This window comes from Stenotrophomonas maltophilia (assembly GCF_003970865.1).
Taxonomy (GTDB): domain Bacteria; phylum Pseudomonadota; class Gammaproteobacteria; order Xanthomonadales; family Xanthomonadaceae; genus Stenotrophomonas; species Stenotrophomonas maltophilia_AR.
In genome coordinates, this window is the sequence record NZ_RXLZ01000071.1 from 1 (window position 1) to 24,485 (window position 24,485).

The window sequence follows — 24,485 nt, forward strand, 5'->3', positions numbered from 1 at the left end:
CCTGCCCGGCGTGGAGCTGCTGCTGGAGCTGCTGGACCTGGTCGAGCAACGCCCGGACATCAGCACCGGCGCCCTGCTGGAGCACTTCGACGGACGTGAGGAACAGGCGTCACTGCACACGCTGGCCGCACAGACGATGCCCGGCGACGACGCGATGTGGACCCAGGAACTGCACGATGCCGTGGCCCAGCTGGAGAAACAGCTGCTGGTGCAACGTCTGGAGGAGTTGTTGGCAAAGCAGCGCCAACAGGGTCTGGACGATACTGACAAATACGAACTGCGCGAGCTGCTGAAGGCCCGCGCCGGACTGCGCCTGTAGCGGCAGAACGTTTTCACGGAGAGGACCATGCTGCTGCGCCTGACCTGCCTGCTGTTGTTGTCGCTCTGCCTGCCACTGACGGCCCTGGCCGAAGACACGCCCCTCAACGAAGTCCGCCCCGGCCTGTATGCCGGCGGCCAGCCCAGCGCCGCACAGCTGCAGGCCCTGGCCGCGCAGGGCGTGCGCACCGTGATCGACCTGCGCCAGCCCGGCGAGGACCGTGGTTTCGATGAAACCCGCGCGGCCGAATCGCTGGGGCTGCGCTATGTACGCATTCCGGTGGCCGGCGCCGAGGGCCTGGATGCGGCCAATGTGCGCGCCGTGCACCAGGCCCTGCAGCAGAGCCAGGGGCCGGTGCTGCTGCACTGCGCGTCCGGCAACCGCGCTGGCGCCGTGCTCGGCCTGGTCAACGCGCGCTACGAACACGCCAGCCCCGAACAGGCACTGCAGCTGGGCCAGCGTGCCGGCCTGAAGTCGCTGGAAGCCGCCACCCGCCAGCGCCTGGCCACACCGGTCACCTCGCCCTGAACCCTCCGCACCAAGGACTCTGCCCACCATGACCCGCTGGTGGTCGCGCCTGCGACCGGACAACTTCACCCTCGCCCTGCTGTGCACCGTCGGCCTGGCCTCGCTGCTGCCGATGAAGGGCGCCGCCGCCATCGTCCTCGACGATGTCACCACCGTCGCCATCGCTGCGCTGTTCTTCCTGCATGGCGCGCGCCTGCCGCGCGAGTCGATCATCGGCGGCATGCTGCACTGGCGGCTGCACCTGACCATCCTGGCCTGCACCTTCATCCTGTTCCCGCTGCTGGGGCTGATGTTCAAGCCGCTGTCGGGCTGGCTGCTGACCCCGGAGCTGTACCTGGGCGTGCTGTTCCTGTGCACCCTGCCGTCCACCGTGCAGTCGTCCATCGCGTTCACCTCGATGGCGCGCGGCAATGTACCGGCAGCGGTGTGCAGTGCCTCGCTGTCGAGCATCCTCGGCGTGTTCCTGACCCCGCTGCTGCTGACCGCACTGGCCGGCACCTCCGGCGGCATCCACGATCCGCTGCATGCGATCGGCGGCATCATGCTGCAGCTGCTGGTGCCGTTCGTGGCCGGCCATCTGCTGCGGCCGTGGATCGCCGGCTGGGTGGAGAAGCAGCGCGCGCTGCTGCGCTACACCGACCAGGGCACGATCCTGCTGGTGGTGTACTCGGCCTTCGGCGAGGCGGTCACCGAGGGCCTGTGGAGCAAGACACCGCTGCTGTCGCTGCTGGCCGTGGCGGTGGTCGCCGCCGTGCTGCTCGGCATCGCCATGCCGCTGATCACCTTCATCGCCCGTCGCCTGCGCTTCAACCGCGAGGACGAGATCGCCATCGTGTTCTGCGGCTCGAAGAAGAGCCTGGCCACCGGCGTGCCGATCGCCAAGGTGCTGTTCGCCGGCGGCAGCCTCGGCGCGATCGTGCTGCCGGTGATGATCTATCACCAGATCCAGCTGATCGTCTGCGGCGTGATCGCGCAGCGCTACGCGAAGCGCGCGCCCTGAACTGGGACACGGTGCTGTACGGAAACCATCCACGCATGGCGTGGATCTACTCCAAACCACGGATGGCGTGAAACAACAGTAGATCCACGCCATGCGTGGATGGGTTGCCTGACGCTACGGATCCACCAGCGTGCCGACGCTCAGCTCCGGCATCCACACCCACAGGTCGTACGGCCGTTCCGCATGGGTATCGCCCCGCGGCCGCGGGGCCACCTGCTCTGGAAGTGGCCGCGCCATGCAACGGTCCGCGCACGCCCACGCCTGGCCACGCAGCGCGCCCAACCGCACGCTGTAGATATCCCGGTCACGCAGCTGGGAGGCCATCGGTTGCCTCTGCATTTCTGGCGGCATACCTTCCGGCCGCCGCAGCATGGCGTGGACATTGCCGGTCAGCACCAGCATGCGTGCATTGTCTGGCAACCCTCGATAGAGCCGTCGCAACTCGGTTGCCATGAAGTCGTCGCGCGCCTGGTTGCCGCCATTGCTGGCATTGACGTCATAGCCAACCACCTCGATCGCGCGGCCCTGCGCCTTCAGCGTGCGCAGGCCTTCGATCATCGCCAGCATGTCGCGGCTGCGGCGGCCATCGTGCTGGTCATCGCGCGCGGTCCAGAACGCGCGGCCATGCAGGTGCTGGCGCGCCGTGGCCCCGCCATCGGATTCCAGATAGTCGCGCAGCACAGGGTTCTCGGCACGTGGCAGTTCCAGTGCCAGCAGGACCGGGCCGTTGCGGCTGTAGTCGTCCACCAGCTGGCGTACCAGCAACGGGGTCTCGCGGGTGCCGTGGAATTCGCCCAGTACCAGCAGGCGGTGCTCACCGGCATGCTGGCGGATCTGCGAGGCGGTGTCGTCGGCATGCGCACTGAGGGCCATGCCCAGCGCCAGCAGCAGCGCGGCGGTCCAGCGGAAGATCGAATGCATCCCTGCGCCTTCCTTTCCTTCGGGTCAGGAACAGCAATGGCGACGCAGCAACCACGGTTCAAGTAGATCCACGCCATGCGTGGATGCTCCCGCCATCAGACCGGGCCTGAGTCGAGCGTGGCTCGACTCTACAAAGGGCAGCCCCTTACAGCCAGGGCAGGATCCAGTGGTCCACCAGCAGGAAGGCGAACAACGCCATCAGGTAGACGATGGAGTAGTAGAACATCTTCATCGAGAACAGCTCGTCCGGCGGGTCCAGCATGCGCCAGGCGTACCAGAGAAACACCGCGTTGAGCACGATCGCGCCGCCCAGGTAGAACGCACCGCTCATGCCCACCAGGTAAGGCAGCAGGCAGACCAGCGCCAGCACCACCGAATACACCATGATCTGCTTGCGGGTGTGCACCACGCCGTGGGTCACCGGCAGCATCGGGATCTCTGCCTTGGCGTAGTCCTCGCGGCGGAAGATCGCCAGCGCCCAGAAGTGCGGCGGCGTCCAGATGAAGATGATCAGCACCAGCAGCGACGAGTACGCCCAGTCCGAAGAGCCCTGCATGCCGGTCACCGCCGCCCAGCCCAGCATCGGCGGCATCGCGCCGGCCAGGCCACCGATGACGATGTTCTGCGAGGTCGCACGCTTGAGGTACACGGTGTAGATCACCGCGTAGCCGATCAGCGAGGCGAAGGTCAGCACCGCGGTGATCAGGTTCACCCACAGCACCAGGATGACCATCGACAACACGATCAGCACGCCAGCGAACACCAGCACCTGCCAGGGTTTGACCTTGCCCACCACCAGCGGACGCCACGAGGTGCGCGCCATCTGCGCATCGATGTGCGCGTCCAGCAGCTGGTTGATCGCGGCTGCGGCCGAGGCCGCCAGCCAGATGCCGAGGAAGCCGAGCACGCCGGCGCGCACCTGCTCCCAGCTGGGCACGCCGGGGATGGCCAGGACCATGCCGACCAGGGCGGTGAAGACAATGAGGGCGACGACCTTGGGCTTGGTCAGGTCCCAGTACTGGCGGTAATTGGAAAACATGGAATCAGTCCGGGGCACGCAGGCGGGCCAGCAGGCTGACCAGCACGAACAACAGGGCAACGGCCACGCCGTTGTGGGCCACCGCCACTTCCAGCGGCAGCGCCAGCTTCACATTGAGGATGCCGAGGGTGACCTGCAGCACCAGCAGCGCCATCAGCGCGCTGGCCCAGCCACGCATGCTCGGCAAGCGGAACAGGCGCACGCCCAGCCACAGCAGGTAGACAGCCACCAGCACCGCGAACAGGCGGTGCGCCATCTGGATGGCGATACGCGAGGCGCCATCCAGCACGCCCCCCTCGTAATCCACGCCGATGCCACGCCACAAGGTGAAGCCTTCGACGAAGTTGTGCTGCGGCCACCACTGGTTGGCGCAGCGCGGGAAGTTGTCCAGCGAGGCGCTGCCGCCGCCGCAGGCCAGCGCCGCGTAGTTGGCACTGACCCAGCCCCCCAGTGCGATCTGGGTGACCAGCACGGCCACACCGATGCGCAGCAGCCACTTCAGCTTCGGCGCTTCGGCCAGGGTGATCGGCATGTGCGTCGCGCGCCAGGCCATCCACACCAGCAGGCCGAACATCAGCATGCCGCCCAGCAGATGGCCCATCACCACGATGGGTTTGAGCAGCAGGGTCACCGTCCACATGCCCAGCAGGGCCTGGAAGATCACCACCGCCAGGGTCAGCAGTGCAGCGCGCGCCAGGTCGATGTTGCTCCAGCGCAGCGCGGCGATCAGCAGGATCGCCTCACCGATCAACGCCAGCACGCTGGCCGTGCCATGCCAGCCCATCATGTACAGCGGTATGCCGGCAGCCACCAGCACGCAGGCGGTCACCACCGCCGTGCTTCCGAATCGCCGCTTGCGCGTGGCCAGCAGCGCCAGGGTCAGGATCTCGATGCCCAGCGCGCCGGCCAGGAAGCGGTGCACCTGCTCACGCCAGGCCTTGTGGGTCTCCAGCGGGCGGATCTCCGCCGCCGGGTGGCCGATGGTCTCTTCCACGTGCTGCGGCCAGGTGGCCTGGCCATAGCAGGTCGGCCAGTCCGGGCAGCTCAGCCCGGCATCGGACAGGCGCACGAAGGCGCCGAACATGATCGTGCTCGCGGTCATGATCATGGCGAACCACGCCAGGCGGTGGAAATTGCGGTGCAGCGCCGGACGCGCGGAAAGGCTCATCAAACGGGACTCACTTCAGTTTCAGCAACGTGGCCATGTCCTTGCGCAGGCCACCCAGGTCGGTGCCCGGGGCATGACGCATGATCACGAAGCCGTTCGGATCGATCACGTAGACCGGCAGGCCAGCCGGATCGTCGACGCCGGGCAGCGCCGCGCGCAGTGCTGGCGACGGAGCCAGCGGCCGCAGCGCGGGCAGCGAGGCGATCGACGCCGGTGGCGTTCCCAGCCACAGGATTTCGACATTATCGGCGTTATGGCCGAACAGCTGCCACACCTTGCCCAGTCCCTGCGACAAAGTGACGCACTGTGCGTCGCAGGCACCGGCCGGCGCCACCAGCAGGCGCCAGGTACGGGCCTCGGGGTTCCAGGGATAGGGTTGGCCGCTGGCCAGGGTCGGCGCCTGCTGGCGCAGGTCCACCGGCGGCTTCAGCAACTGGCCGGCATTGCGGTGCCCGGTCGGTTGCCAGCCGGTGAAGCGCAGCACGGCGGCCAGTGCCATCGCACCGAAGAACACGGCAAACAGCAGCACCAGGGTCCGGCGGCCGGAGCCGCGCGCCTGCGGGGACGTAGCAGTGTTCATGCGGGGCATTTTCTCATGGTTGGGTGAGGGATGCCGGTAGCGCCGGCCGCTGGCCGGCATCCAGGAAACCGAGGGATTGCCGGCCAGCGGCCGGCACTACCGGGTAATCACGCGCCTCCGGCGCCACTCCAGCACCAGCGCAACGACGAGCACGGTCAGGGCCAGCCCGAACCACTGCACGGCGTAGCCCAGGTGGCGCTGCGGCGGCAGCGTGTTCGGCAGCAGGTCCAGGTCGCGTTCGTCGCCAAATGGCAGCGCCGGGTCGAGTCGCAGGACCCGCTCGGGCAATGCCGGCAGGCCAAGCGCCGCCGCGAGGCCCTCGGCGGGCAAGCGGCTGGCCAGCCAACGCCCGGCCTCGTCGGTAGCGGAGAATGCCGGGCCCAGCGCCAGTCCCGCTGACGGCGGCGGCGCCAGCAACCCACGTACGGCCATCGGCGAAGGCGGCGACGGCACATCCGGCAACGTGCGATCCGGCGGCAGCGCGCGCCACCCCAGATCGACCAGCAGCACGCTGCCCTCGTCACTGCGGAATGGGCGATAGATCTTCACACCCGCGCGGCCGTGCCGCGTCTGGTTGTCCAACAGCACCACACCGGGCAGGAAGCGGCCGTGGTCGGCTACGCCATGCAAGGCGCCGGGTGCAGTCAGGGCCTGCGCCAGTGGCAGCGCCTGTGCCACAGCTGGACCTTGTGCATCCAACATTGCCTGTTTTGCATGCATGCGCTGCAGCTGCCACAGCCCCAATGCGGTGAATGCAGCCATTGCCAGCACCGCCAGCAGCCATCCGATCACGCGCGTGTGCTGGCGCATCATGACAAGTCCGCGCAAACGCGGTCAGATAGACGCATCCACCCTGCCCTCGAGCCGCGCATGAGTGATTCGCTGAAGACCCTGCTGGTAATCGCGTTTCTGATCGTCATCGTCTGGAATCTGGGCGCCGGCCTGTATTACCTGGTGGTCGACCGCGGCCAGACCAAGCGCACGGTCAACGCACTGACGCGCCGCATCGCGGTGTCGGTGGCCCTGATCGTACTGGTGATCGTGAGCATCTACATGGGCTGGATCAAGCCGCACGGCATCGGCGGCTGAGGCCACCGATGCGTGCGCGGTCAAAGCACGTAGACGAACATGAAGAGCATCAACCACACCACGTCGACGAAGTGCCAGTACCACGCGGCGGCTTCGAAACCGAAATGGTTGTCGCGGGTGAAGTGTCCCTTCGCCGAACGCAGCCACATCACGATCAGCATGATCGTGCCCAGCAGCACGTGCGCGCCGTGGAAGCCGGTCAGCATGAAGAAGGTCGAGCCGTAGATGCCCGAGCCCAGCGTCAGGTTCAGTTCCTTGTAGGCGTGGATGTACTCCTCCGCCTGCAGGGTCAGGAAGCCGAGGCCGAGCACCACGGTCAGGCCCAGCCAGATCAGCAGTTGGCGGCGGTTGCCCGCCTTCAGTGCGTGGTGGGCGATGGTCAGGGTCACGCCGGAAGTGAGCAGGATCAGCGTATTGATCAGCGGCAGGCCCCAGGCCGGGATGGTCTGGAACGCGCCACCGATCGCCGCCGGGCCGTTGGTCGGCCATCCAGCGGAATAGCCCTGCCAGAGCAGCTCGTTGGTCATCACCCCGCGGCCTTCGCCGCTGAGCCACGACAGGCCCAGGTTGCGGGTGTAGAACAGCGCACCGAAGAAGGCGCCGAAGAACATTACTTCGGAGAAGATGAACCAGATCATCCCCATCCGGAATGATCCATCAACCTGGTGGTTGTAGTTGCCTGCCTGCGACTCGCGCACCACGTCGCTGAACCACCAGAACAGGGTCAGCACCAGCATCGCGATGCCGATGTAGAACGTCCAGCGTCCCCAGCTGGCATCGTTGAGCCAGCTGGCCACGCCCACCATGGTCACCATCATCGCGATGGAACCCACGAACGGCCATTTGCTCTGGGCCGGGACGAAGTACACGTTGGCGTCGGTCGGTGTCTGGGCCATGTCGGTATCCGGGTCAGGGTGCGGCGTGCGCGCCTTCCGAGGTGGCGGCCGGGGCCAGCCGATCGGACAGCGCGTCGTTGCGATAGAAGGTGTAGGACAAGGTGATCGTCTTGATCTCCGGCGGCAGGTCCGGATCGACGATGAAACGCACCGGCATGTCGCGCTTCTCGCCAGCCTGCAGCGTCTGCGCGGTGAAACAGAAACATTCGGTCTTGCTGAAGAAGCCCGAAGCACGCGCCGGCGCCACCGAAGGCACCGCGCTGCCGACCACCGCCTGCTGGCTGTCGTTGCGGGCGAAGTACAGCGCTTCGTTGAGTTCGCCGGGCACCACGTCCATGGTCAACTGCTCGGGATGGAACGACCAGGGCAGGCGCGAATTGACGCCGCCATCGAACTCCACGCGCACGGTGCGCTTGCCGGTGGCGGCGCCGGTGCTGGCCTCGCTGCCGGGGCCGCGTTCCAGGCGTACGCCGAACACCTTTTCGCAGGCGATGCGGTACAGCGGCACCAGCGAGAACGTGAGCAGGAACACCGCCACCGCCACACCGATCAGGCGCGGCAGCCCCGCACTGCGTGACGGTGTGCTGGCTGGCGCCTCGCTCATCGGCCGATCACCCCGCTGAGGATGAAGCCGACGTAGACCAGCACGGCGATGGCGCCGACCCACATCGCCGTGCGCCTGGCACGCTGGCGCTGCTGCTCGATGCTTCCGCCCTGGTAGAGCCGACCGCTGGTCGGCTGCTTTTCGTCAGTCGAGCTTGGCTCGACTCTACCGATCGGGAGCGGGCTCTCGTTATGCATGTCCCACCTCAATGCGTGATGTCGTCATGCGCCAGATCCCCCGGTCGGATGGTCGGCGGCGTGGTGAAGGTGTGCGCCGGTGCCGGCGACGGCAGCGTCCACTCCAGGCCGCGCGCGCCTTCCCAGGAACGGGCCTCGGCCTTCTCGCCATTGCGCAGCGAGGACAGCAGGATCGCGGCCATCATGAACGGCGTGGCGAACATGCCGAACGCACCGATCGAGCTGATCAGGTTCCAGTCGGCGAAGGCCACGCTGTAATCGGGAATGCGGCGCGGCATGCCGGCCAGGCCGAGGAAATGCTGCGGGAAGAACAGCAGGTTGACGAACACGATCGACCACCAGAAGTGCACCTTGGCCCACTTCTCGCTGTACATGCGCCCGGTCCACTTCGGCCACCAGTAGTACACCGCTGCGATCAGCGCGAACACCGCGCCGGTCACCAGCACGTAGTGGAAATGCGCGACCACGAAGTAGGTGTCGTGGTACTGGAAGTCGGCTGCCACGATCGCCAGCATCAGGCCGGAGAAACCGCCGATGGTGAACAGGATGACGAAGGCCACCGACCACAGCATCGGCGCCTCGAACGTCAGCGAGCCACGCCACATGGTGCTGACCCAGTTGAACACCTTCACCCCGGTCGGGATCGAGATCAGCATGGTGGCGAACATGAAGTAGATCTCGCCGCCCAGCGGCATGCCCACGGTGAACATGTGGTGGGCCCAGACGATGAACGACAGGAATGCGATGGCGGCGGTGGCGTACACCATCGCCTGGTAGCCGAACAGCGGCTTGCGGCTGAAGGTCGGGATGATCTCGCTGACCACGCCGAAGGCGGGCAGGATCATGATGTAGACCTCGGGATGCCCGAAGAACCAGAAGATGTGCTGGTACATCACCGGGTCACCGCCACCGGCGGCGTTGAAGAAACTGGTGCCGAAGAACTTGTCGGTCAGCAGCATGGTCACCGCACCGGCCAGCACCGGCATCACCGCGATCAGCAGGAACGCGGTGATCAGCCAGGCCCAGCAGAAGATCGGCATTTTCAGCAGGTCGATGCCCGGCGCGCGCATGTTGAGCACGGTGGCGATGATGTTGATCGCGCCCATGATCGAACTGATGCCGGCCACGTGGATGGCGAACACGCTGAAGGCGACGTTGTAGCCGCCCTGCAGCGACAGCGGCGGGTACAGCGTCCAGCCACCGGCCGGCGCGCCACCGGGCAGGAACAGGGTCAGCAGCAGCAGGCTGAAGGCCACCGGCAGCAACCAGAACGACCAGTTGTTCATGCGTGGCAGCGCCATGTCCGGCGCGCCGATCTGCAGCGGGATCATCCAGTTGGCCAGGCCCACGAAGGCCGGCATCACGCCACCGAAGATCATCACCAGCGCATGCACGGTGGTCATCTGGTTGAAGAACTCGGGCTTGACGAACTGCAGGCCCGGCTGCGCCAGCTCGGCGCGGATCACCACGCTCATCGCCGCACCGATGATGAACATGATGAAGCTGAAACCCAGGTACAGCGTGCCGATGTCCTTGTGGTTGGTCGAGAAGAACCAACGCTCGAAGAAGCTCTGGTGGTGATGGTGATCGTCGTGCCCAACTGCCGAGTGCGCCATTGCAAAACACCTCTCAGAATCGGTTGTCACCGCGGCCGCAGGCGGCCGCGGGCTTTACATCACGCTCCGCTGGCCGCGGTGGCAGGCGCGCTGCCCGCTTCTGCAGCAGCAGGAGCGGCCGGTGCCTCGCCCGTCGGCGCAGTCGGTTCGGCAGGTGCCGCAGGCGTCGCCGGCTCAGCGGGCGGCGCGGGCTTGCGCTGCGCCAGCCACTGCTTGAATTCCTCCTTGGACACCGCCTCGACCACGATCGGCATGAAACCGTGGTCCTTGCCGCACAGCTCGGCGCACTGGCCACGGTAGACGCCGGGCTGCTCGATGCTGGTCCAGGCTTCGTTGATGAAGCCGGGGATGGCGTCCTGCTTCCAGCCCAGCGCCGGTACCCACCAGGCGTGGATCACGTCGTCGGAGGTGATGACGAAACGCACCTTGGTATCGACCGGCAGCACCAGGCGGTTGTCGACATCCAGCAGGTAGTGCGGATGGCTCTCGCGGGTCGGCACGACGCCGCTCTGCCGCACGCGGTCGGACTCGCGGTCCAGGCGGCTGGTGAAGGTGACGTTCTCGCCGAGGTATTCGTACTTCCACATCCACTGGTAGCCGGTGACCTTGACCGTCATCTCGGCGTCGCGGGTGTCGTACATCTTGATCAGGTTGGCTGTGGCCGGCCATGCCATCACGATCAGGATGATCACCGGGATCACTGTCCAGATCACCTCGGCCTTGGTGTTGTGGCTGAAGGTGGCGGCCACCGCGCCCTTGGATTTTCGGAACTTGAACATGGCGTAGGCCATCGCACCGAACACGATGACGCCGATCACCGTGCAGATGATCAACGACAGGTTGTTCGATTCCCAGGCCAGGCGCGAGGTCTGGGTCACCCCCTTGCCCATGTTCAGCTGCCAGGGCTTGGGATCGGCCGCCTGGGCCCAGGCCAACGCCGGCATCAGTCCCCCGGTCGCCAGCACTGCGGCAACCGCGTTCACGCACTTCGTGCCCCACCTGCTGCTTTGCTTCATTGCCTAGACCCTTAGCGTCGTCGGTTGCCGCCATCGCTGGCGGCGAGCAAGCTTTCAAGTGTCTCTGCGAGCGTCTGACGTTCGGCCGGCGCGAGGAAACTCCCCACCTCCACCTGCCGGCCGCTGGATGCCAGCCGGACCCTCTCATCGTCGGTGAGCAGGCGCACCCAGTGGGGGTGGGCCCGGAACACCGGCGATCCACCGGGTACGGGGATGACCTCCACGTACGCCGGCACTACCCGGATCTCCTCCTGCCGTTCACCGCTGCGCCACAAGGCACGCAGCGCTGCCGCCAGCACCAGGCTGTACAGCAGCGCGAACAGGGGGGCGAATGCATTGCCGGCCAACCACCCGAGGGCGGACACCAGCCACATCGCACCCGACAACACGGTGAACAACAGGACGAACTGCCGGGCATCGAGCGCCCGTGGGGGACGCAGCCGCAGCTGCGTACCTGACCCATCCGGAGCTGGAAGCACCTCGATCATGTCGCAACCGCGTTCCTGCCGCGGGAAACGTCTCGATGGTAGCCCCGCCCTCTCGCCGGTAGCAAGGGTGCGTTCACACTTTTTCCCATGCTGCAACACAGCATGAGGTCGGCGACACAAATGACGAATTCAGCACAATTACTGAAGAGCTTGCTGAACACGCTGAACCCACCGCAGCTAGGGGCTATCAGCACTTCACGAAGGTGGCCGCGGGGCACTTCCGCAACCCGCAAAAATGATTAAAATCGCCAAGTTTTCCACTGGCCGGACCGGCATGAACGCACCTTCCTCCTCCCCTGCCGCCCACGACGCTCCGCGTCCCGGCGCGCTGCTGTCGCCGGAACTGCCGGCGCCCCCCAACCCGTTCCGCCAGGCCATCACCGATGGCTGGTTGAAGGACGAGGCCGGCCACGTGCGCGAGCTGCTGGCGCAGGCCCGCCTGCCCGCCGAAGAGCAGGCCAAGGTGCAGGCGCTGGCCGCCGACCTGGTCAGCCGCGTGCGAGTGCGCGCCAAGGACCAGGGCGCGATCGAAGCCTTCATGCGCCAGTACGACCTGGGCAGCGAGGAAGGCGTGCTGCTGATGTGCGTGGCCGAGGCGCTGCTGCGCATTCCGGACCAGGACACCGCCGACAAGCTGATCCGCGACAAGCTGGCCGATGCCGACTGGGAAAAGCACCTGGGCGGCAGCGACTCGGTGCTGGTCAACGCCTCCACCTGGGGCCTGATGCTGACCGGCAAGCTGGTGCAGATGAACGACGCCACCCGCGCCGATGCGCCCAGCGCGTTCAAGCGCCTGGTCGGCCGCGTGGGTGAACCGGTGGTGCGCCTGGCCGTGCGCCAGGCGATGAAGATCATGGGCCACCAGTTCGTCATGGGCCGCACCATCAGCGAAGCGCTGTCGCGTTCGCACAAGGGCGACAACGCCAGCTACCGCTATTCCTTCGACATGCTGGGCGAAGGCGCGCTGACCATGAAGGACGCGCTGCGCTACCTGGAAGACTACCGTCGTGCGATCCACGCCATCGGCGGCGATCACAAGGCACGCGGCGGCCGTCCGGACGGCGACGTCAACAACGCCCCGGGCATCTCGATCAAGCTGTCGGCGCTGTACCCGCGCTACGAGCACGCCAAGCGCGAGCGCGTGCTGACCGACCTGGTGCCGGGCGTGCTGGAACTGGCGCAGCTGGCCAAGAGCTACGGCATCGGCTGCACCGTCGACGCCGAAGAGTCCGACCGCCTGGAGCTGTCGCTGGACATCATCGAGCAGGTGTTCTCCGACGCCTCGCTGGCCGGCTGGGATGGCTTCGGCGTGGTCGTGCAGGCCTACCAGAAGCGCACCCCGTACACGATCGACCACCTGGCCGACATGGCGCGCCGCGCCGGTCGCCGCCTGCAGGTGCGCCTGGTCAAGGGCGCGTACTGGGATGCCGAGATCAAGCGCGCGCAGATCGAAGGCTATCCGGGCTACCCGGTGTTCACCCGCAAGCAGAACACCGACGTGTCCTACCTGGCCTGCGCCAAGCGTCTGTTCACCCATGCCGACGCGATCTACCCGATGTTCGCCACGCACAACGCGCACACCATCGCGGCGGTGCGCAGCATTGCCAATGGTGGCGTGTACGAGCACCAGAAGCTGCACGGCATGGGCGACGACCTGTATGCCGAAGTGGTGCCGGCCGACCGCTTGAACCTGCCCTGCCGCGTGTACGCACCGGTCGGCTCGCATGAAGACCTGCTGCCGTACCTGGTGCGCCGCCTGCTGGAAAACGGCGCCAACTCCAGCTTCGTCAACCGCATCACCGACGAACGCGTGCCGATCGCCGACCTGATCCGCGATCCGGTCGAGATGGTCGCCTCGTTCGAATCGATTCCGCATCCAAAGATCCCGCTGCCGGTTGACCTGCTGCGCAGCCAGAACCACGACAGGAAGAACTCCATGGGCGCCAACCTCGCCAACGACAACGAACTGCGCGCCCTGGCCGAGCAGATCAACGCGGCTGTGAAGCCCTGGCAGGCCGCCCCGCTGGTGCCGGGTGCCAACCCGGCCGGCGCCGCACTGCCGGTGACCAACCCGGCCGACACCCGCGAAGTGGTCGGCCAGTGGCTGGCCGCCGATGCCGCCACCGTGCAGAAGGCCCTGGCGAATGCCGTAGCCGCGCAGCCGGCCTGGAACCGCACCCCGGCCGCCAGCCGCGCCGCCATCCTCGAGCACGCCGCCGACCAGCTGGAAGCGCGCATGCCGGAATTCATGGCGCTGTGCGTGAAGGAAGCCGGCAAGAGCCTGCCCGACAGCATCGCCGAAGTGCGCGAAGCCGTGGATTTCCTGCGCTACTACGCCAAGCAGGCGCGCGAGCAGTTCAGCCACGCCGAGAAGCTGCCCAGCCCGACCGGTGAATCCAACGAGCTGCAGCTGCACGGCCGCGGCGTGTTCGTCTGCATCAGCCCGTGGAACTTCCCGCTGGCGATCTTCCTGGGCCAGGTCGCTGCCGCCCTGGCCGCCGGCAACAGCGTCATCGCCAAGCCGGCCGAGCAGACCAACCTGATCGGCTACTACGCGGTGAAGCTGCTGCACGACGCCGGCGTGCCGGCCGAGGTGGTGCAGTTCCTGCCGGGCGACGGTGCCACCGTCGGTGCCGCGCTCACTGCCGACCCGCGCGTGGCCGGCGTGGCCTTCACCGGCTCCACCGATACCGCGCGTGCGATCAACCGCGCGATGGCCGCACGTGACGCCGCCATCGGCGTGCTGATTGCCGAGACCGGTGGCCAGAACGCCTTCATCGCCGACTCCTCGGCACTGCCGGAACAGCTGGTCAAGGACGCGATCGGTTCGGCCTTCACCTCCGCCGGCCAGCGTTGCTCGGCCGCGCGCGTGCTGTTCGTGCAGGACGACATCGCCGACAAGGTGATGACCATGCTGGCCGGTGCGATGAAGGAACTGAAGGTTGGCAACCCCGGCCTGCTGTCCACCGACGTCGGCCCGGTGATCGACGCCGATGCGCTGAAGATCCTGCAGGACCACGCTGAGCGCATGGACCGCGAAGCGCGCCTGATCGCCGCTGCCGAACTGTCCACCGAAGCCGCCAATGGCACCTTCTTCGCGCCGCGTGCGTACGAACTGAAGGACCTGGGCCAGCTGCACAAGGAAATCTTCGGGCCGGTCCTGCACGTGATCCGCTGGAAGGGCGACCAGCTCGACGCGGTGATCGACCAGATCAACGCCACCGGCTACGGCCTGACCCTGGGCGTGCATTCGCGCATCGACGAGACCGTCGACCGCATCAGCAACGGCGTCCATGTCGGCAACGTCTACGTCAACCGCAACCAGATCGGTGCGGTGGTCGGCGTGCAGCCGTTCGGCGGCCAGGGCCTGTCCGGCACCGGTCCGAAGGCCGGCGGCCCGCACTACCTGCTGCGCTTCGCCACCGAAAAGACGGTGACGGTGAATACCACCGCCGCCGGTGGCAACGCCTCGCTGCTGACCCTGGGCGACTGATCGCCCGGTTGATGCGGTAAACGGAGAACCCCGCGAAAGCGGGGTTTTTTGTGCTTTGTTTCCTGTAGAGCCGAGCCCATGCTCGGCTTGTACGGTACAGCCGAGCATGGGCTCGGCTCTACAGTGTTTCAGGCGCCGTGCCGGCCTCATCCCGCATCAGATTGCGCCAGTGACGCAACGCCACCAGTGCGTTGATCCAGAAGCCCACGTACAGGATCGAGGTCAGGTGCAGGCCACGGCTGTAGTACAGCGGCACCGCGACGGTGTTCACCAGCAGCCACACCCACCACGATTCCAGCTTGCGCCGCATCATCAGAATCTGCGCGATCACGCTCAGCACCAGCACCGCCGAATCGATGTAGGGCGCGTAGGCGTTGGTCAGGCGGGTCAGCATCCAGCCGTAGCCGAACGTGGCCACCACCGCCAGCGGCGCCAGCCAGGCCCATGCACGCGGTCGCAATGAGGTGATCGGCAGCGGCGCACCGTGATCGCCACGCAGCCACTGCCACCAGCCCAGCACGCTGATGGCAATGAAGAAGAACTGCAGCACCATGTCCGCATACAGATGCGAGCGCTCGAACACCGCGGAAAACAGCGCGCAGCCGACGATGCCCAGCCACCAGGTGTGCACGTTGTTGCGGCCGGCCAGCAGGATCGAGCCGGCGACGGCGATGTTGGCAGCCAGCTCCAGCTGGAAGTTCGGATCGGACAGGTTCATGGCGCTATTGTCGTGGATCCACACCGTGGATGGCTGCGATCTTCAGTAGATCCACGCCACGCGTGGATGGCCCGTGGCCACAGAAAAAGAAAGCCCCGCTTGCGCGGGGCCTTCCGTTTACTGCGTCAGGCCGAGGCCTGGATCAGAACTTGTACTGGAACGAAGCAGCCAGCACGTCGCCACGGACCTTGTACTTGCCCGACAGCGAGTTGCCCTGGTTGGCGTTGGTTGCCGGCACGTTCACGTTCGGGTCGCTGGTGAACAGGTGGGTGTAGCCAAAGTTGTACTCGGTGTTTGCCGACGGGGTCCAGCCCACGCCCAGCGACAGCCACTTGCGGCTGGTATCCGGCACGCGGACGTCGCGGTGGGCGTCGGTGGTCGGGGTCTGGTCCAGCGCAACACCACCGCGCAGGGTGACGGTGTCGCTCAGCTTGTAGTCGGCGCCCAGCGACACGAAGGTGGTGTCGCGGTAGCCGAAGTCCAGGACCGAATCCGCCTGCGGCGAAGCGTAGTCGACGGTGACGCTGTCAAAGGCGGTCGACCAGGCGGTACGGGTCACGTCGCCCATCACGGTCCAGCGGTCGTTGACCTTGTGGGTCACGCTCAGGGTGGCCGAGGCCGGCATGGTCACCGTGGCCTTGCCGCTGGTGTTCATGAACCAACCGCGGGTACGCGGCGAGTTGGTCAGCAGCGAACGGGCGGGGTCGGCGCCGCTGAAGGTCGCATCACCACCGGTGATCTTGTGCTCGACCTTCGAACGGTAGCTCAGGCCGATGTGGGTGTTCTCGTCGATCGAGAACAGGCCACCGACGGTCCAGCCCACGGCATTGTTGTCACCCTCGATCTTCAGGGTGCCATCCGCGCTGCCCGGGGCGTAGCCCGGAACGCCGGCACCGGCCAGGATGCTGCCGTAGTCGACGGCGTTGCTCAGCTCAATGGTCAGGTGCTCGACGAACACCGACGCGCCGAAGGACACGTACGGGTTGACGTCATACGACGCGGCGAAGCCGAGGTCGATGGCCTTCAGATCGGTCTTCAGGCCGCTGTAACGACCCACCCAACCGTTGTCGTATTCGGTCTTGAAGCCGAACGGTGCGGTCAGCGACACACCGAAGTGGGCCTTCTCGCCGATCGGCATGTGGAAGTACGCGGCCGGAACCGGGGCGATCATGCCGGCGTCGCCGCCGTCACCACCGCTCTGCGGGCGACCTGCCACATTGCGGCCCTGGCCCTTGAACTCGGCCTTGAAGCTGATGGCGCTGACGTCGCCCTGGATCATGGTGCCGTCCAGCTGGCGCATGCCGGCCGGGTTGACGGCGATGATGGAGGCGTCGCCCTCGGCGCTGCCGGAACCGGCGAACGCGCGGCCGAGGCCCTTGGCGCTGTTTTCCTTCAGCTGGAAGGCGGCAGCGTTGGCATCGGCAGCAGCCAGCGCACCGGCAACGCCGACGGCCAGCAGGGTCAGTCGGGCAATGGTGGAAGCGGTTTGCATCGTAGTTCTCTCTCCGGTAAGCGGTGATGGTGCTCTGAGTGCGCCTGCGCCCGGCGGGCCTTGGGGCCCTTCGGAGCGCGCCGGATTCCCCTCCCGACATACGACGCCGTATGCGAGTATTACCCAGAGCTGTTAATGAAACAATAACAGCGCAGGCGCTTTTTTCGTCTCAAAAGCTGAACAGGACAATCCCCGCCGTAAGCGCCCTCACGCTAGGCTAGTGCCCATGTTCGTCTCCCTCCCGTCGCGCAAGAAGGCGGCCCTGCGCTGGGCCACGCCCGTGCTGTTTGCGGCACTGTGGCTGGCGTTCCTGTGGTCGATCTCGCGTCCGGACGACGCCCGCGGCAGCCTCTGGCTGGACTGGGGCGCCCTGTCCACCGGCCTGACCCACCCGCTGGACTGGTGGGCGACCCTGCAGGACGGCAGCGTGCTGCGCCTGTTCACCGCCCTGTTCCTGCACGCGGACTGGTCACACCTGCTGGGCAACCTGGTGTTCCTGCTGATCTTCGGCCTGCCCGCCGAACGGGTGCTGGGCCCCTGGCGCCTGCTGCTGCTGTTCCTGGTCGGCGGTGCAGTGTCGAACCTGGTGGCGATCTACACCATGGGCAGCCCGGACCAGATCATCATCGGCGCCAGCGGCGCGGTGTCGGCGTTGATCGGCGCCTATCTGGCCCTGTTCCCGGGCGCCCGGCTGGGCGTGGTGATCCCGCTCGGCCTGTTCCTGGAGTTCGTGCGGGCCCCGGCCTACCTGCTGATCGGCGTCTGGGCCGCACTGCAGGTGGTGTTCGCCCATATCGGCCCGAGCTTCGGCATGGTCGCCTGGTGGGCGCACATCGGCGGCTTCCTGTTCGGCCTGCTGTACGGCGTGTACGTGCGGGCGGCCATCGCCCGCCGCCTGCGCAAGCGCCACGGCTTCTGACCCCTTGTAGTGCCGGCCGCTGGCCGGCTCCACGCGCACCCGCTCGTTCGTGGCGTCGAGCGTGCTCGACTCCTTCATCGATATGGATCTGCCCCGTCCGCGATGACGCCGAATGCGTCACTCGCGACTGACCACCAGGGTGTTGTGGTGGGTGTCGAACAGCAACGTAGCGCCATCATCCAGCACCACGAAATACTCGAAGAACGGCAACTCGCCAAGCAAGGGAATCAGTTCACTTACCTGCAGGTTCCAGATCGGCCACGGCAATGCGCGCTCATCTGACGCTACCAGGCACATTTCACCGTTCGCTTCCGCCAGCAGGTCAGCCAAGCAGGAAAGGCCTTCATCGCTGCCATCGTATTGGATCGTCTGATCAGCCGACTCTTTGCCTGCCCACCAATAGACAAGGCACGGATCAATTCCATGGCGACTCGCCAAGGATTCCAGCAGGCCAGTGGCCCGGTCAATCGGCAGCGGATCGCGACCAAGCAGTTTGCTGATCGTGGTCGCGAGGTTCGAATCATCCATGGGCTGATTCTATCGGGCGACATCTCGGCCGCGCCGCCTTCTGGATGAACAGGGCGTCCGCCGGGCATGGCCCGGCGCTACCGTCAGGGCTTGACCGGCACCGGAATGGGCTTCGCTTCTGGCTTCGCTTCCGGCTTCGCTTCTGGCTTCACCGCAGCGGCCTTCGCGGCCTTGGCCGCATCCGCTTTCGCCGCCTCGGCCTTCAAGCGTGCAGCCACCGAACCCGGGTTCTTCAGCTCGGCCAGCGCGTCGTTGATCGGGCCGTCGCCCGGCAGTACGGCGCCGGCGTGGTAGCCCTCGGTGCCTTCGTCGTCACCGCGCAGATGGCCCGGCAGGGTCGCTTCGCTGTAATCGCTCAGGCTGGCCGGCAGCGCATCCTCGGCCGGCGTAGCCGCCGGTTTCAGTTCGACCTCTGGAACGATGCCCGTGGCCTGGATCGACTTGCCGCTGGGCGTGTAATAACGCGCGGTGGTCAGCTTCACCGAATCGCCGTTGTCCAGCGGCAGCACGGTCTGCACCGAACCCTTGCCGAAGGTGCGGCTGCCGACCACGCGGGCGCGCTTGTTGTCGCGCAGTGCGCCGGCCAGCACTTCCGAGGCACTGGCCGAACCGGCGTCGACCAGCACCACCACCGGTGCGCCCTTCAGCAGATCGCCCGGCGTCGCATCGAAACGTGCATCGCTGATGCTGATGCGGCCACGGGTACTGACGATGTTGCCCTTGTCGAGCAGATCGTCGGCCACCTGCACGGCAGCGGTCAGCAGGCCACCCGGGTTGCTGCGCAGATCCAGCACCAGGCCCTTGAGCTGGCCACCGGACTGCTTCTGCAGCTGCTGCACGTGCTTCTGGAAGTCCGAACCGGTGTCGGCCTGGAAGGTGCTCAGGCGGATGTAGCCGTAGCCCGGTTCCAGCAGGCGGCTTTTCACGCTGGTCACGCGGATGGTCTGGCGGGTCAGGCTCACGTCGAATGGCTTCGGCTTGCCTTCGCGCACGATGGTCAGCACCACCTTGCTGCCGGCCGGGCCACGCAGCGGTTCGCTGGCATCGATCGCGCTGATCGGCTTGCCGTCGATGGCGATGATCAGGTCACCGGCGAGGATGCCGGCCTTGGCCGCCGGGGTGTCGTCGATCGGCGAGATCACCTTCATGCTGGCGTTGTCCGGCTGCTGCTGCAGCTCCACGCCGATGCCTTCGTAGGCGCCGCTGGCCTGTTCGTCGAAGGCCTGCGCGTCTTCCTTGTTGAAGTAGGTGCTGTGCGGATCGAGATCGAGCAGCAGGCCACGCACCGCTGCCTGCATCAGTTTCTTGTCATCGACCGGATCGACGTAGGCGGCCCGCACTGCGTTGTAGACGGCCACGAAGCGGCGGATGTCCTCCAGCGGCACCTTCGAGGTCACCGCCTCCTCGCTGCTCGCTGCCTGCCCGCCGGTTTCCTGGCTCGGGGCGGGCGCGGTCTGCTGCGCCCAGGACAGCGCTGGCAACAGGGCCAGCAAGAGGGTGGCGGTACGGGCTGCGCGCATGGATCACTCCTGTCGACGGTGGCATGGTGCCCAAGGCACATGCACCGATTATGCGCGAAGCACAGCTAAATTCCCGTTGAATCCAGCCCGCACGTAGCGAGCCGGGATTCAGCGCCGCTGCAGCCAGCTGTCCGGATTCACCGGTTGCCCGCCACGACGCAGCTCGAAGTACAGCGCGGTGACGCCCTGCCCCCCCGAGTTGCCGACCTTGGCCACCGCGTCGCCACGGCTGACCCGTGCACCGGCGTCCTTGAGCAGGGTGTCGTTGTGGGCGTACAGGCTCATGTAGCCGTTGCCGTGGTCGACGATCAGGATCATGCCGTAGCCGGTCATCCAGTCTGAGAACACCACGGTGCCGTCGGCCACGGCGGTAACGGTGCTGCCGGCCGGCGCGCCGATCAGCACGCCGCTGCTGGTACGCCCGTCAGGCAGCTTGCCGCCATAGCGGGCCAGCAGGTTGCCGGACAACGGCCAGCCCAGGCCACCCACCTTCGGGGCCGGTGCCGACGCCACCGCCGGCGGAACCTTGGTCGGCGGCGGCGGGCGGCCCTGCGCGGCAGCCTGGCGTGCGGCTCGTTCGGCAGCGGCCTTTTCGGCGGCAGCTCGACGTGCAGCCGCCCGACGCTCGGCCTCGGCACGGGCGGCGGCCGCACGCAGATTGGCCAGCAGTGTTTCCAGCGCCTTGGCGTCCTGGCCCAGCGCCTGTTCCTTCTCGCGCTGGTCCTTGAAGCGCTCGTCCAGCGAGGCCACGGTCTTTGCACGATCGCGGCGGTCGGCTTCCAGCGCCGCTGCCTGCTGCTTCTGGTCCTGCTGCGCCCCCTGCAGCTTCTGCTTGCGCTCAGCGATCTGCGCCTGCAGCGCTTCCAGTTCCTTCAGGTCAGCCGTCAGCGTGGTGATGCGCTGTGCCCGCTCGCGCTGCAGGTAGCGGTGGTAGGCCAGGGCGCGGTTGGCATCGGCCACCGTGTCCTGCGACAGCAGCAGCTTCAGGGGTGCGTGGTTGCCCAGCTGGTAGGCCGCACGCAGCAGGCCGGCCAGCTCGCGATGCTGCTGGGCGAGATTGGCCTGCAGCGTGCTGCGGCGTTGTTCGGCCTCGGCCAGGGCCCTTCCCTGCTCGCGCAGCGCGGTCTCGGTCTGCGCAAGCGCACGGCCGGTGCGGGCCACCTTCTCATCTGCCTCGCGCAGCTGCTGCGAGGCATGGCCACGCTGGCCCTCGATCTGCCGGCGCTCCTGCGCCACGCCCTTCAGTTCACTGCGCAGTTTCTGCAGCTTGCGCTCGGTCTCGCGCGTGGTCTGCGCGGCACCCGGCAACGGCAACGCCAGTGCCAAGGCCAGCCCCAACAGCAGGCAGCGCCCGCCGCGGGCAGCGGCGATGTGATGTCGGCGTGATGGGAAGGCGTTGTCGCGCAAGGGCTTTCCAGTGACTTCAGGCAGTTGCAGGGGGTACCGGGGAATGGTGACATCTCCGCACGCGGCCTGCCAGCCGCACATCCATCGAGGTCCCCATGAAAACTCTTTCCATTCCGCTGCTGTTGGGCGTACTGCTGGCCACCGGGCCGGTCTGTGCCCAGGAGAACATCAGCAAGGTCAACGGCAGCATCAGCGCCGAGCCTGGTCAACGCTACGGCAAGCTGGACACCGTCAACGGCGGCATCCGCGTCGGCGAAGGCGTCGAGACCGGCAGCATCGACACCGTCAACGGCGGGGTGAAGGTCGCCGATCGCGCGCGCACCGGCAAGATCGAAACGGTCAACGGCGGTGTACGCCTGGGCCGCGAAGTAATCGCCCATGGCAACGTCAGCACCGTCAACGGCAGCATCTTCAGCGATCGCGGCAGCCAGATCGAAGGCGGCGTTGAAACCGTGAACGGTGGCATCGGGCTGGTCGAAAGCCGCGTCGGCAACGACGTGGAAACCGTCAACGGTGACATCACCGTGGGCATCGGTTCGCAGGTCAAGGGCGGTGTGCACGTGCGCAAGCCGAACTTCAGCGTCTCGCTGACCGCCAGCCGCAAGCCACGCGTGATCATCGGCCCGAATGCCGTGGTCGACGGCCCGTTGCAGTTCGAGCGCGAGGTGGTGCTGTACGTGCACCGCACGGCCCGCATCGGCCCGGTCACCGGCGCCGAGCCGATCCCGTTCGACACCGAAACCGCTCCGGCGGACTGAGCACACCGCGCCCATCGGTTCGGTGATACTCGCTGTTACCGGTCGTACACGAGGTGCGGCCGCCCTTTGTTTTCCAGGAATCGACGATGCCCCGCAAACTCCTCCTGTGCCTGGCCGCTGCGGCCGCGCTCAGTGCCTGCAAAGGCGAAGACACTCCGGCGCCCGCGCCGGCCACCGACACCGCCGCTGCCAAGCCGGCGGCCCATGCGTTCTCCCCCGAGATCAACGCTGGCGACTTCGCCGAGATGGTGAAGACACTGGCTTCGGATGAATTCGAAGGCCGCGCCCCGGGCAGCAAGGGCGAGGAACTGACGGTCAACTACATCCGCGACCAGATGCAGCGCATCGGCCTGCAGCCCGGCAACGGCGACAGCTGGTTCCAGGATGTGCCGATGACCGAGACCACGGCCGACGCGTCGACCGTGCTGAAGATCACCCAGGGCGGCAAGACCACCGAACTGAAGTTCGGCACCGACATGGTGGTGGGTACCCGTACCGGCCAGGCCGAGGTGAAGGTCGATGCCAGCGACCTGGTGTTCGTCGGCTACGGCGTCGATGCACCGGAGCAGAAGTGGAACGACTACGCCGGCCAGGACTGGAAGGGCAAGACGGTCGTCATGTTCGTCAACGACCCGGGCTTCCATGTCGATGACGCGAAGCTGTTCGACGGCAAGCGCATGACCTACTACGGCCGCTGGACCTACAAGTTCGAGGAGGCTGCGCGCAAGGGCGCCGCCGCCGCGCTGATCGTGCACGACACCGCCGGCGCTTCCTATGGCTGGGATGTGGTGAAGAACTCCTGGGCCGGCCCGCAGTACGACCTGCCCGCCAAGGATGACCCGGAAGCGCGTATCCCGGTACAAGGCTGGCTGAGTGCCGACGCGGCCAAGGCGCTGTTCGCCGGTGCCGGCCTGGACCTCGCCCAGGCCTACAAGGACGCCAGCAAGCGCGGCTTCAAGCCGGTGCCGCTGAAGGCCACCGCTGCGGTCGATCTGAAGAGCCAGATTGCGCAGAAGCAGTCGCGCAACGTGGTGGGCGTGCTGCCGGGCAGCAAGCGTGCCGACGAGGCCGTGCTGTACATGGCGCACTGGGACCACCTGGGCAAGCATGAGGGTGAGACCGGTGACAACATCTACAACGGCGCGGTCGACAACGCGACCGGCGTGGCCGGCATCCTCGAAGTGGCTGAAGCGATGACCCACCAGGAGCCGAAGCCGGAGCGCTCGGTGGTGTTCCTGGCGGTGACCCTGGAAGAATCCGGCCTGCTCGGTTCGAAGTACTACGTTGCCCATCCGACCTTCCCGCTGGACAAGATCGCCGGTGTGATCAACATCGACGCGATGTCGGTGGCCGGCCGTGCGAAGGACGTGACCGTCACCGGCTTCGGCAGCTCGGAGCTGGAAGACATCCTCAAGCCGCTGGCTGCGGCCCAGGACCGCACCCTGCATGGTGAGACCTCGGTGCAGAGCGGCTTCTACTTCCGCTCGGATCACTTCAACTTCGCCAAGGCCGGCGTGCCGGCCCTGTACGCCGATGGCGGCGAGGACCTGCGCGACGGTGGCGTGGACGCAGGCCGCAAGGCCGCAGCGGACTACGGCGCCAACCGCTACCACGGCCCGAAGGATGAGTTCGATGCGGCCACCTGGAAGCTGGACGGTACTGTCGAGGACCTGCAGCTGATGTACGGCGTCGGCAAGGAACTGGCCGGCGGCGATCGTTGGCCGAACTGGTACGAAGGCAACCCGTTCAAGGCAGCCCGCGACGCGATGATGAAGGACAAGGCCCCGGCCAAGTAAAGCCGGGCCATGCTCGACTGAACATCGTTGAGAGCAGAGCGGCGCCCCACGGGGCGCCGCTTTTTTTTGTGCGCTCCGCCATTGGTGGGTGGCAACCTTGGTTGGCGCCTCTTTACACGGCGAGCGCCCCATCCACGCATGGCGTGGATCTACGGGTAGTGCCGGCCGCTGGCCGGCAAACGATTGGTAGCGGCCAACCTTGGTTGGCGCCATGGTTCCTCGCAGAGGGCATCCACGCATGGCGTGGATCTACCGGGCGATGTGACGCCATCGGGTTGCCGGCCAGCGGCCGGCACTACCCGCATTTACTGCGCACAAAGAAAAACCCCGCTGCGTGAGCAGCGGGGTTTTGGGTGTAAACCCTGGCGATGACCTACTCTCGCATGGCTTGAG

23 protein-coding genes and 1 pseudogene are annotated in these 24,485 nt (G+C 66.7%); 8 read left to right on the forward strand and 16 right to left on the reverse strand.

Translation table 11 applies throughout. The annotated features are described in order from the left end of the window. The 3 genes and pseudogenes from EKL94_RS18895 to EKL94_RS18905 form a co-directional block, all read left to right on the forward strand. A pseudogene (locus EKL94_RS18895) lies at positions 1 to 319 on the forward strand (DNA primase); the annotation flags it as partial. 27 nt (positions 320 to 346) lie between these two features. Further along, the gene (locus tag EKL94_RS18900; RefSeq protein ID WP_126930217.1) at positions 347 to 847 is read left to right on the forward strand and encodes a protein tyrosine phosphatase family protein; all 501 of its coding nucleotides are present in this window, start codon (positions 347 to 349) and stop codon (positions 845 to 847) included. 28 nt (positions 848 to 875) lie between these two features. Beyond that, entirely contained in the window at positions 876 to 1,847 is a 972-nt protein-coding gene (locus tag EKL94_RS18905; RefSeq protein WP_008265129.1) for a bile acid:sodium symporter family protein, read from the forward strand. Positions 1,848 to 1,961: 114 nt separating this feature from the next. Here EKL94_RS18905 and EKL94_RS18910 read toward each other — a convergent pair whose 3' ends face one another. From EKL94_RS18910 to EKL94_RS18930, 5 genes are all read right to left on the reverse strand, one after another. Beyond that, a complete protein-coding gene (locus EKL94_RS18910) occupies positions 1,962 to 2,768 on the reverse strand; it encodes a calcium-binding protein (protein ID WP_126930218.1) in 807 nt (268 codons plus the stop codon). 145 nt (positions 2,769 to 2,913) lie between these two features. Next, the gene (cyoE, locus tag EKL94_RS18915) at positions 2,914 to 3,807 is read right to left on the reverse strand and encodes a heme o synthase (RefSeq protein WP_057503633.1); all 894 of its coding nucleotides are present in this window, start codon (positions 3,805 to 3,807) and stop codon (positions 2,914 to 2,916) included. Positions 3,808 to 3,811: 4 nt separating this feature from the next. After that, positions 3,812 to 4,975: a COX15/CtaA family protein gene (locus EKL94_RS18920; RefSeq protein WP_126930219.1), complete on the reverse strand. Its 1,164-nt coding sequence runs from the start codon at positions 4,973 to 4,975 to the stop codon at positions 3,812 to 3,814. Positions 4,976 to 4,985: 10 nt separating this feature from the next. Continuing rightward, entirely contained in the window at positions 4,986 to 5,555 is a 570-nt protein-coding gene (locus EKL94_RS18925) for a redox-active disulfide-containing membrane protein (RefSeq protein WP_126930220.1), read from the reverse strand. 96 nt (positions 5,556 to 5,651) lie between these two features. Next, positions 5,652 to 6,368, reverse strand: coding sequence for an SURF1 family protein (locus EKL94_RS18930; protein WP_126930221.1), 717 nt, complete (start codon positions 6,366 to 6,368; stop codon positions 5,652 to 5,654). Between the two features lie 57 nt (positions 6,369 to 6,425). Between EKL94_RS18930 and EKL94_RS18935 the strand changes: the two genes are divergently transcribed. Then, positions 6,426 to 6,644: a twin transmembrane helix small protein gene (locus EKL94_RS18935; protein WP_099551637.1), complete on the forward strand. Its 219-nt coding sequence runs from the start codon at positions 6,426 to 6,428 to the stop codon at positions 6,642 to 6,644. 20 nt (positions 6,645 to 6,664) lie between these two features. On the opposite strand, the gene EKL94_RS18940 is transcribed toward EKL94_RS18935, so the two are convergent. The 6 genes from EKL94_RS18940 to EKL94_RS18965 are packed head-to-tail and all read right to left on the reverse strand — an operon-like array spanning position 6,665 to position 11,461. After that, on the reverse strand, positions 6,665 to 7,540 hold the full coding sequence (locus tag EKL94_RS18940; RefSeq protein ID WP_005412024.1) for a cytochrome c oxidase subunit 3: 876 nt from the start codon (positions 7,538 to 7,540) through the stop codon (positions 6,665 to 6,667). A 13-nt stretch (positions 7,541 to 7,553) separates the two neighbouring features. Further along, positions 7,554 to 8,144: a cytochrome c oxidase assembly protein gene (locus EKL94_RS18945; RefSeq protein ID WP_005407792.1), complete on the reverse strand. Its 591-nt coding sequence runs from the start codon at positions 8,142 to 8,144 to the stop codon at positions 7,554 to 7,556. Beyond that, on the reverse strand, positions 8,141 to 8,341 hold the full coding sequence (locus tag EKL94_RS18950; RefSeq protein ID WP_126930222.1) for a hypothetical protein: 201 nt from the start codon (positions 8,339 to 8,341) through the stop codon (positions 8,141 to 8,143). The genes EKL94_RS18945 and EKL94_RS18950 overlap by 4 nt, the downstream gene beginning before the upstream one ends. An 8-nt stretch (positions 8,342 to 8,349) precedes the next feature. Beyond that, a complete protein-coding gene (gene ctaD / locus EKL94_RS18955; protein ID WP_057497455.1) occupies positions 8,350 to 9,957 on the reverse strand; it encodes a cytochrome c oxidase subunit I in 1,608 nt (535 codons plus the stop codon). Positions 9,958 to 10,016: 59 nt separating this feature from the next. Continuing rightward, positions 10,017 to 10,973, reverse strand: coding sequence for a cytochrome c oxidase subunit II (gene coxB / locus EKL94_RS18960; RefSeq protein WP_126930223.1), 957 nt, complete (start codon positions 10,971 to 10,973; stop codon positions 10,017 to 10,019). A gap of 11 nt (positions 10,974 to 10,984) precedes the next feature. Beyond that, the gene (locus EKL94_RS18965; protein WP_004153894.1) at positions 10,985 to 11,461 is read right to left on the reverse strand and encodes a DUF2244 domain-containing protein; all 477 of its coding nucleotides are present in this window, start codon (positions 11,459 to 11,461) and stop codon (positions 10,985 to 10,987) included. Positions 11,462 to 11,735: 274 nt separating this feature from the next. Between EKL94_RS18965 and putA the strand changes: the two genes are divergently transcribed. Then, positions 11,736 to 14,954 carry a bifunctional proline dehydrogenase/L-glutamate gamma-semialdehyde dehydrogenase PutA gene (gene putA, locus EKL94_RS18970; protein ID WP_126930224.1) on the forward strand — a complete coding sequence of 1,073 codons (3,219 nt, stop codon included), beginning with the start codon at positions 11,736 to 11,738 and terminating at the stop codon, positions 14,952 to 14,954. Between the two features lie 118 nt (positions 14,955 to 15,072). Here the strand turns inward: putA and pnuC are convergent, their stop codons facing one another. Together pnuC and EKL94_RS18980 are read right to left on the reverse strand one after the other, a co-directional pair. Next, positions 15,073 to 15,672 carry a nicotinamide riboside transporter PnuC gene (gene pnuC, locus EKL94_RS18975; protein WP_126930225.1) on the reverse strand — a complete coding sequence of 200 codons (600 nt, stop codon included), beginning with the start codon at positions 15,670 to 15,672 and terminating at the stop codon, positions 15,073 to 15,075. Between the two features lie 142 nt (positions 15,673 to 15,814). Next, positions 15,815 to 17,164 carry an outer membrane protein transport protein gene (locus EKL94_RS18980; protein ID WP_126930226.1) on the reverse strand — a complete coding sequence of 450 codons (1,350 nt, stop codon included), beginning with the start codon at positions 17,162 to 17,164 and terminating at the stop codon, positions 15,815 to 15,817. A 226-nt stretch (positions 17,165 to 17,390) separates the two neighbouring features. Between EKL94_RS18980 and EKL94_RS18985 the strand changes: the two genes are divergently transcribed. After that, the gene (locus EKL94_RS18985; protein WP_010484241.1) at positions 17,391 to 18,083 is read left to right on the forward strand and encodes a rhomboid family intramembrane serine protease; all 693 of its coding nucleotides are present in this window, start codon (positions 17,391 to 17,393) and stop codon (positions 18,081 to 18,083) included. A 117-nt stretch (positions 18,084 to 18,200) separates the two neighbouring features. Here EKL94_RS18985 and EKL94_RS18990 read toward each other — a convergent pair whose 3' ends face one another. The 3 genes from EKL94_RS18990 to EKL94_RS19000 all read right to left on the reverse strand — a co-directional run bounded on the left by EKL94_RS18990 (position 18,201) and on the right by EKL94_RS19000 (position 21,538). Continuing rightward, positions 18,201 to 18,611 carry a hypothetical protein gene (locus EKL94_RS18990; protein WP_126930227.1) on the reverse strand — a complete coding sequence of 137 codons (411 nt, stop codon included), beginning with the start codon at positions 18,609 to 18,611 and terminating at the stop codon, positions 18,201 to 18,203. A gap of 83 nt (positions 18,612 to 18,694) precedes the next feature. After that, on the reverse strand, positions 18,695 to 20,131 hold the full coding sequence (locus tag EKL94_RS18995) for a S41 family peptidase (protein ID WP_126930228.1): 1,437 nt from the start codon (positions 20,129 to 20,131) through the stop codon (positions 18,695 to 18,697). Between the two features lie 108 nt (positions 20,132 to 20,239). Then, on the reverse strand, positions 20,240 to 21,538 hold the full coding sequence (locus EKL94_RS19000) for a murein hydrolase activator EnvC family protein (RefSeq protein WP_126930229.1): 1,299 nt from the start codon (positions 21,536 to 21,538) through the stop codon (positions 20,240 to 20,242). A 95-nt stretch (positions 21,539 to 21,633) separates the two neighbouring features. Here EKL94_RS19000 and EKL94_RS19005 point away from each other — a divergent pair, with 95 nt between their 5' ends. Then, positions 21,634 to 22,296, forward strand: a complete 663-nt coding sequence (locus EKL94_RS19005) for a DUF4097 family beta strand repeat-containing protein (protein WP_126930230.1) — start codon at positions 21,634 to 21,636, stop codon at positions 22,294 to 22,296. Positions 22,297 to 22,382: 86 nt separating this feature from the next. After that, positions 22,383 to 24,092, forward strand: a complete 1,710-nt coding sequence (locus EKL94_RS19010) for a M28 family metallopeptidase (protein WP_126930231.1) — start codon at positions 22,383 to 22,385, stop codon at positions 24,090 to 24,092. Positions 24,093 to 24,485: the final 393 nt, after the last annotated feature.

What these genes read in the sequence shown, in the direction of transcription:
- EKL94_RS18900 (WP_126930217.1), top strand. Translation starts at nt 347, where the DNA reads ATGCTGCTGCGCCTGACCTGCCTGCTGTTGTTGTCGCTCTGCCTGCCA.
- EKL94_RS18905 (WP_008265129.1), top strand. Translation starts at nt 876, where the DNA reads ATGACCCGCTGGTGGTCGCGCCTGCGACCGGACAACTTCACCCTCGCC.
- EKL94_RS18910 (WP_126930218.1), bottom strand. Translation starts at nt 2,768, where the DNA reads ATGCATTCGATCTTCCGCTGGACCGCCGCGCTGCTGCTGGCGCTGGGC.
- cyoE (WP_057503633.1), bottom strand. Translation starts at nt 3,807, where the DNA reads ATGTTTTCCAATTACCGCCAGTACTGGGACCTGACCAAGCCCAAGGTC.
- EKL94_RS18920 (WP_126930219.1), bottom strand. Translation starts at nt 4,975, where the DNA reads ATGAGCCTTTCCGCGCGTCCGGCGCTGCACCGCAATTTCCACCGCCTG.
- EKL94_RS18925 (WP_126930220.1), bottom strand. Translation starts at nt 5,555, where the DNA reads ATGAACACTGCTACGTCCCCGCAGGCGCGCGGCTCCGGCCGCCGGACC.
- EKL94_RS18930 (WP_126930221.1), bottom strand. Translation starts at nt 6,368, where the DNA reads ATGATGCGCCAGCACACGCGCGTGATCGGATGGCTGCTGGCGGTGCTG.
- EKL94_RS18935 (WP_099551637.1), top strand. Translation starts at nt 6,426, where the DNA reads ATGAGTGATTCGCTGAAGACCCTGCTGGTAATCGCGTTTCTGATCGTC.
- EKL94_RS18940 (WP_005412024.1), bottom strand. Translation starts at nt 7,540, where the DNA reads ATGGCCCAGACACCGACCGACGCCAACGTGTACTTCGTCCCGGCCCAG.
- EKL94_RS18945 (WP_005407792.1), bottom strand. Translation starts at nt 8,144, where the DNA reads ATGAGCGAGGCGCCAGCCAGCACACCGTCACGCAGTGCGGGGCTGCCG.
- EKL94_RS18950 (WP_126930222.1), bottom strand. Translation starts at nt 8,341, where the DNA reads ATGCATAACGAGAGCCCGCTCCCGATCGGTAGAGTCGAGCCAAGCTCG.
- ctaD (WP_057497455.1), bottom strand. Translation starts at nt 9,957, where the DNA reads ATGGCGCACTCGGCAGTTGGGCACGACGATCACCATCACCACCAGAGC.
- coxB (WP_126930223.1), bottom strand. Translation starts at nt 10,973, where the DNA reads ATGAAGCAAAGCAGCAGGTGGGGCACGAAGTGCGTGAACGCGGTTGCC.
- EKL94_RS18965 (WP_004153894.1), bottom strand. Translation starts at nt 11,461, where the DNA reads ATGATCGAGGTGCTTCCAGCTCCGGATGGGTCAGGTACGCAGCTGCGG.
- putA (WP_126930224.1), top strand. Translation starts at nt 11,736, where the DNA reads ATGAACGCACCTTCCTCCTCCCCTGCCGCCCACGACGCTCCGCGTCCC.
- pnuC (WP_126930225.1), bottom strand. Translation starts at nt 15,672, where the DNA reads ATGAACCTGTCCGATCCGAACTTCCAGCTGGAGCTGGCTGCCAACATC.
- EKL94_RS18980 (WP_126930226.1), bottom strand. Translation starts at nt 17,164, where the DNA reads ATGCAAACCGCTTCCACCATTGCCCGACTGACCCTGCTGGCCGTCGGC.
- EKL94_RS18985 (WP_010484241.1), top strand. Translation starts at nt 17,391, where the DNA reads ATGTTCGTCTCCCTCCCGTCGCGCAAGAAGGCGGCCCTGCGCTGGGCC.
- EKL94_RS18990 (WP_126930227.1), bottom strand. Translation starts at nt 18,611, where the DNA reads ATGGATGATTCGAACCTCGCGACCACGATCAGCAAACTGCTTGGTCGC.
- EKL94_RS18995 (WP_126930228.1), bottom strand. Translation starts at nt 20,131, where the DNA reads ATGCGCGCAGCCCGTACCGCCACCCTCTTGCTGGCCCTGTTGCCAGCG.
- EKL94_RS19005 (WP_126930230.1), top strand. Translation starts at nt 21,634, where the DNA reads ATGAAAACTCTTTCCATTCCGCTGCTGTTGGGCGTACTGCTGGCCACC.
- EKL94_RS19010 (WP_126930231.1), top strand. Translation starts at nt 22,383, where the DNA reads ATGCCCCGCAAACTCCTCCTGTGCCTGGCCGCTGCGGCCGCGCTCAGT.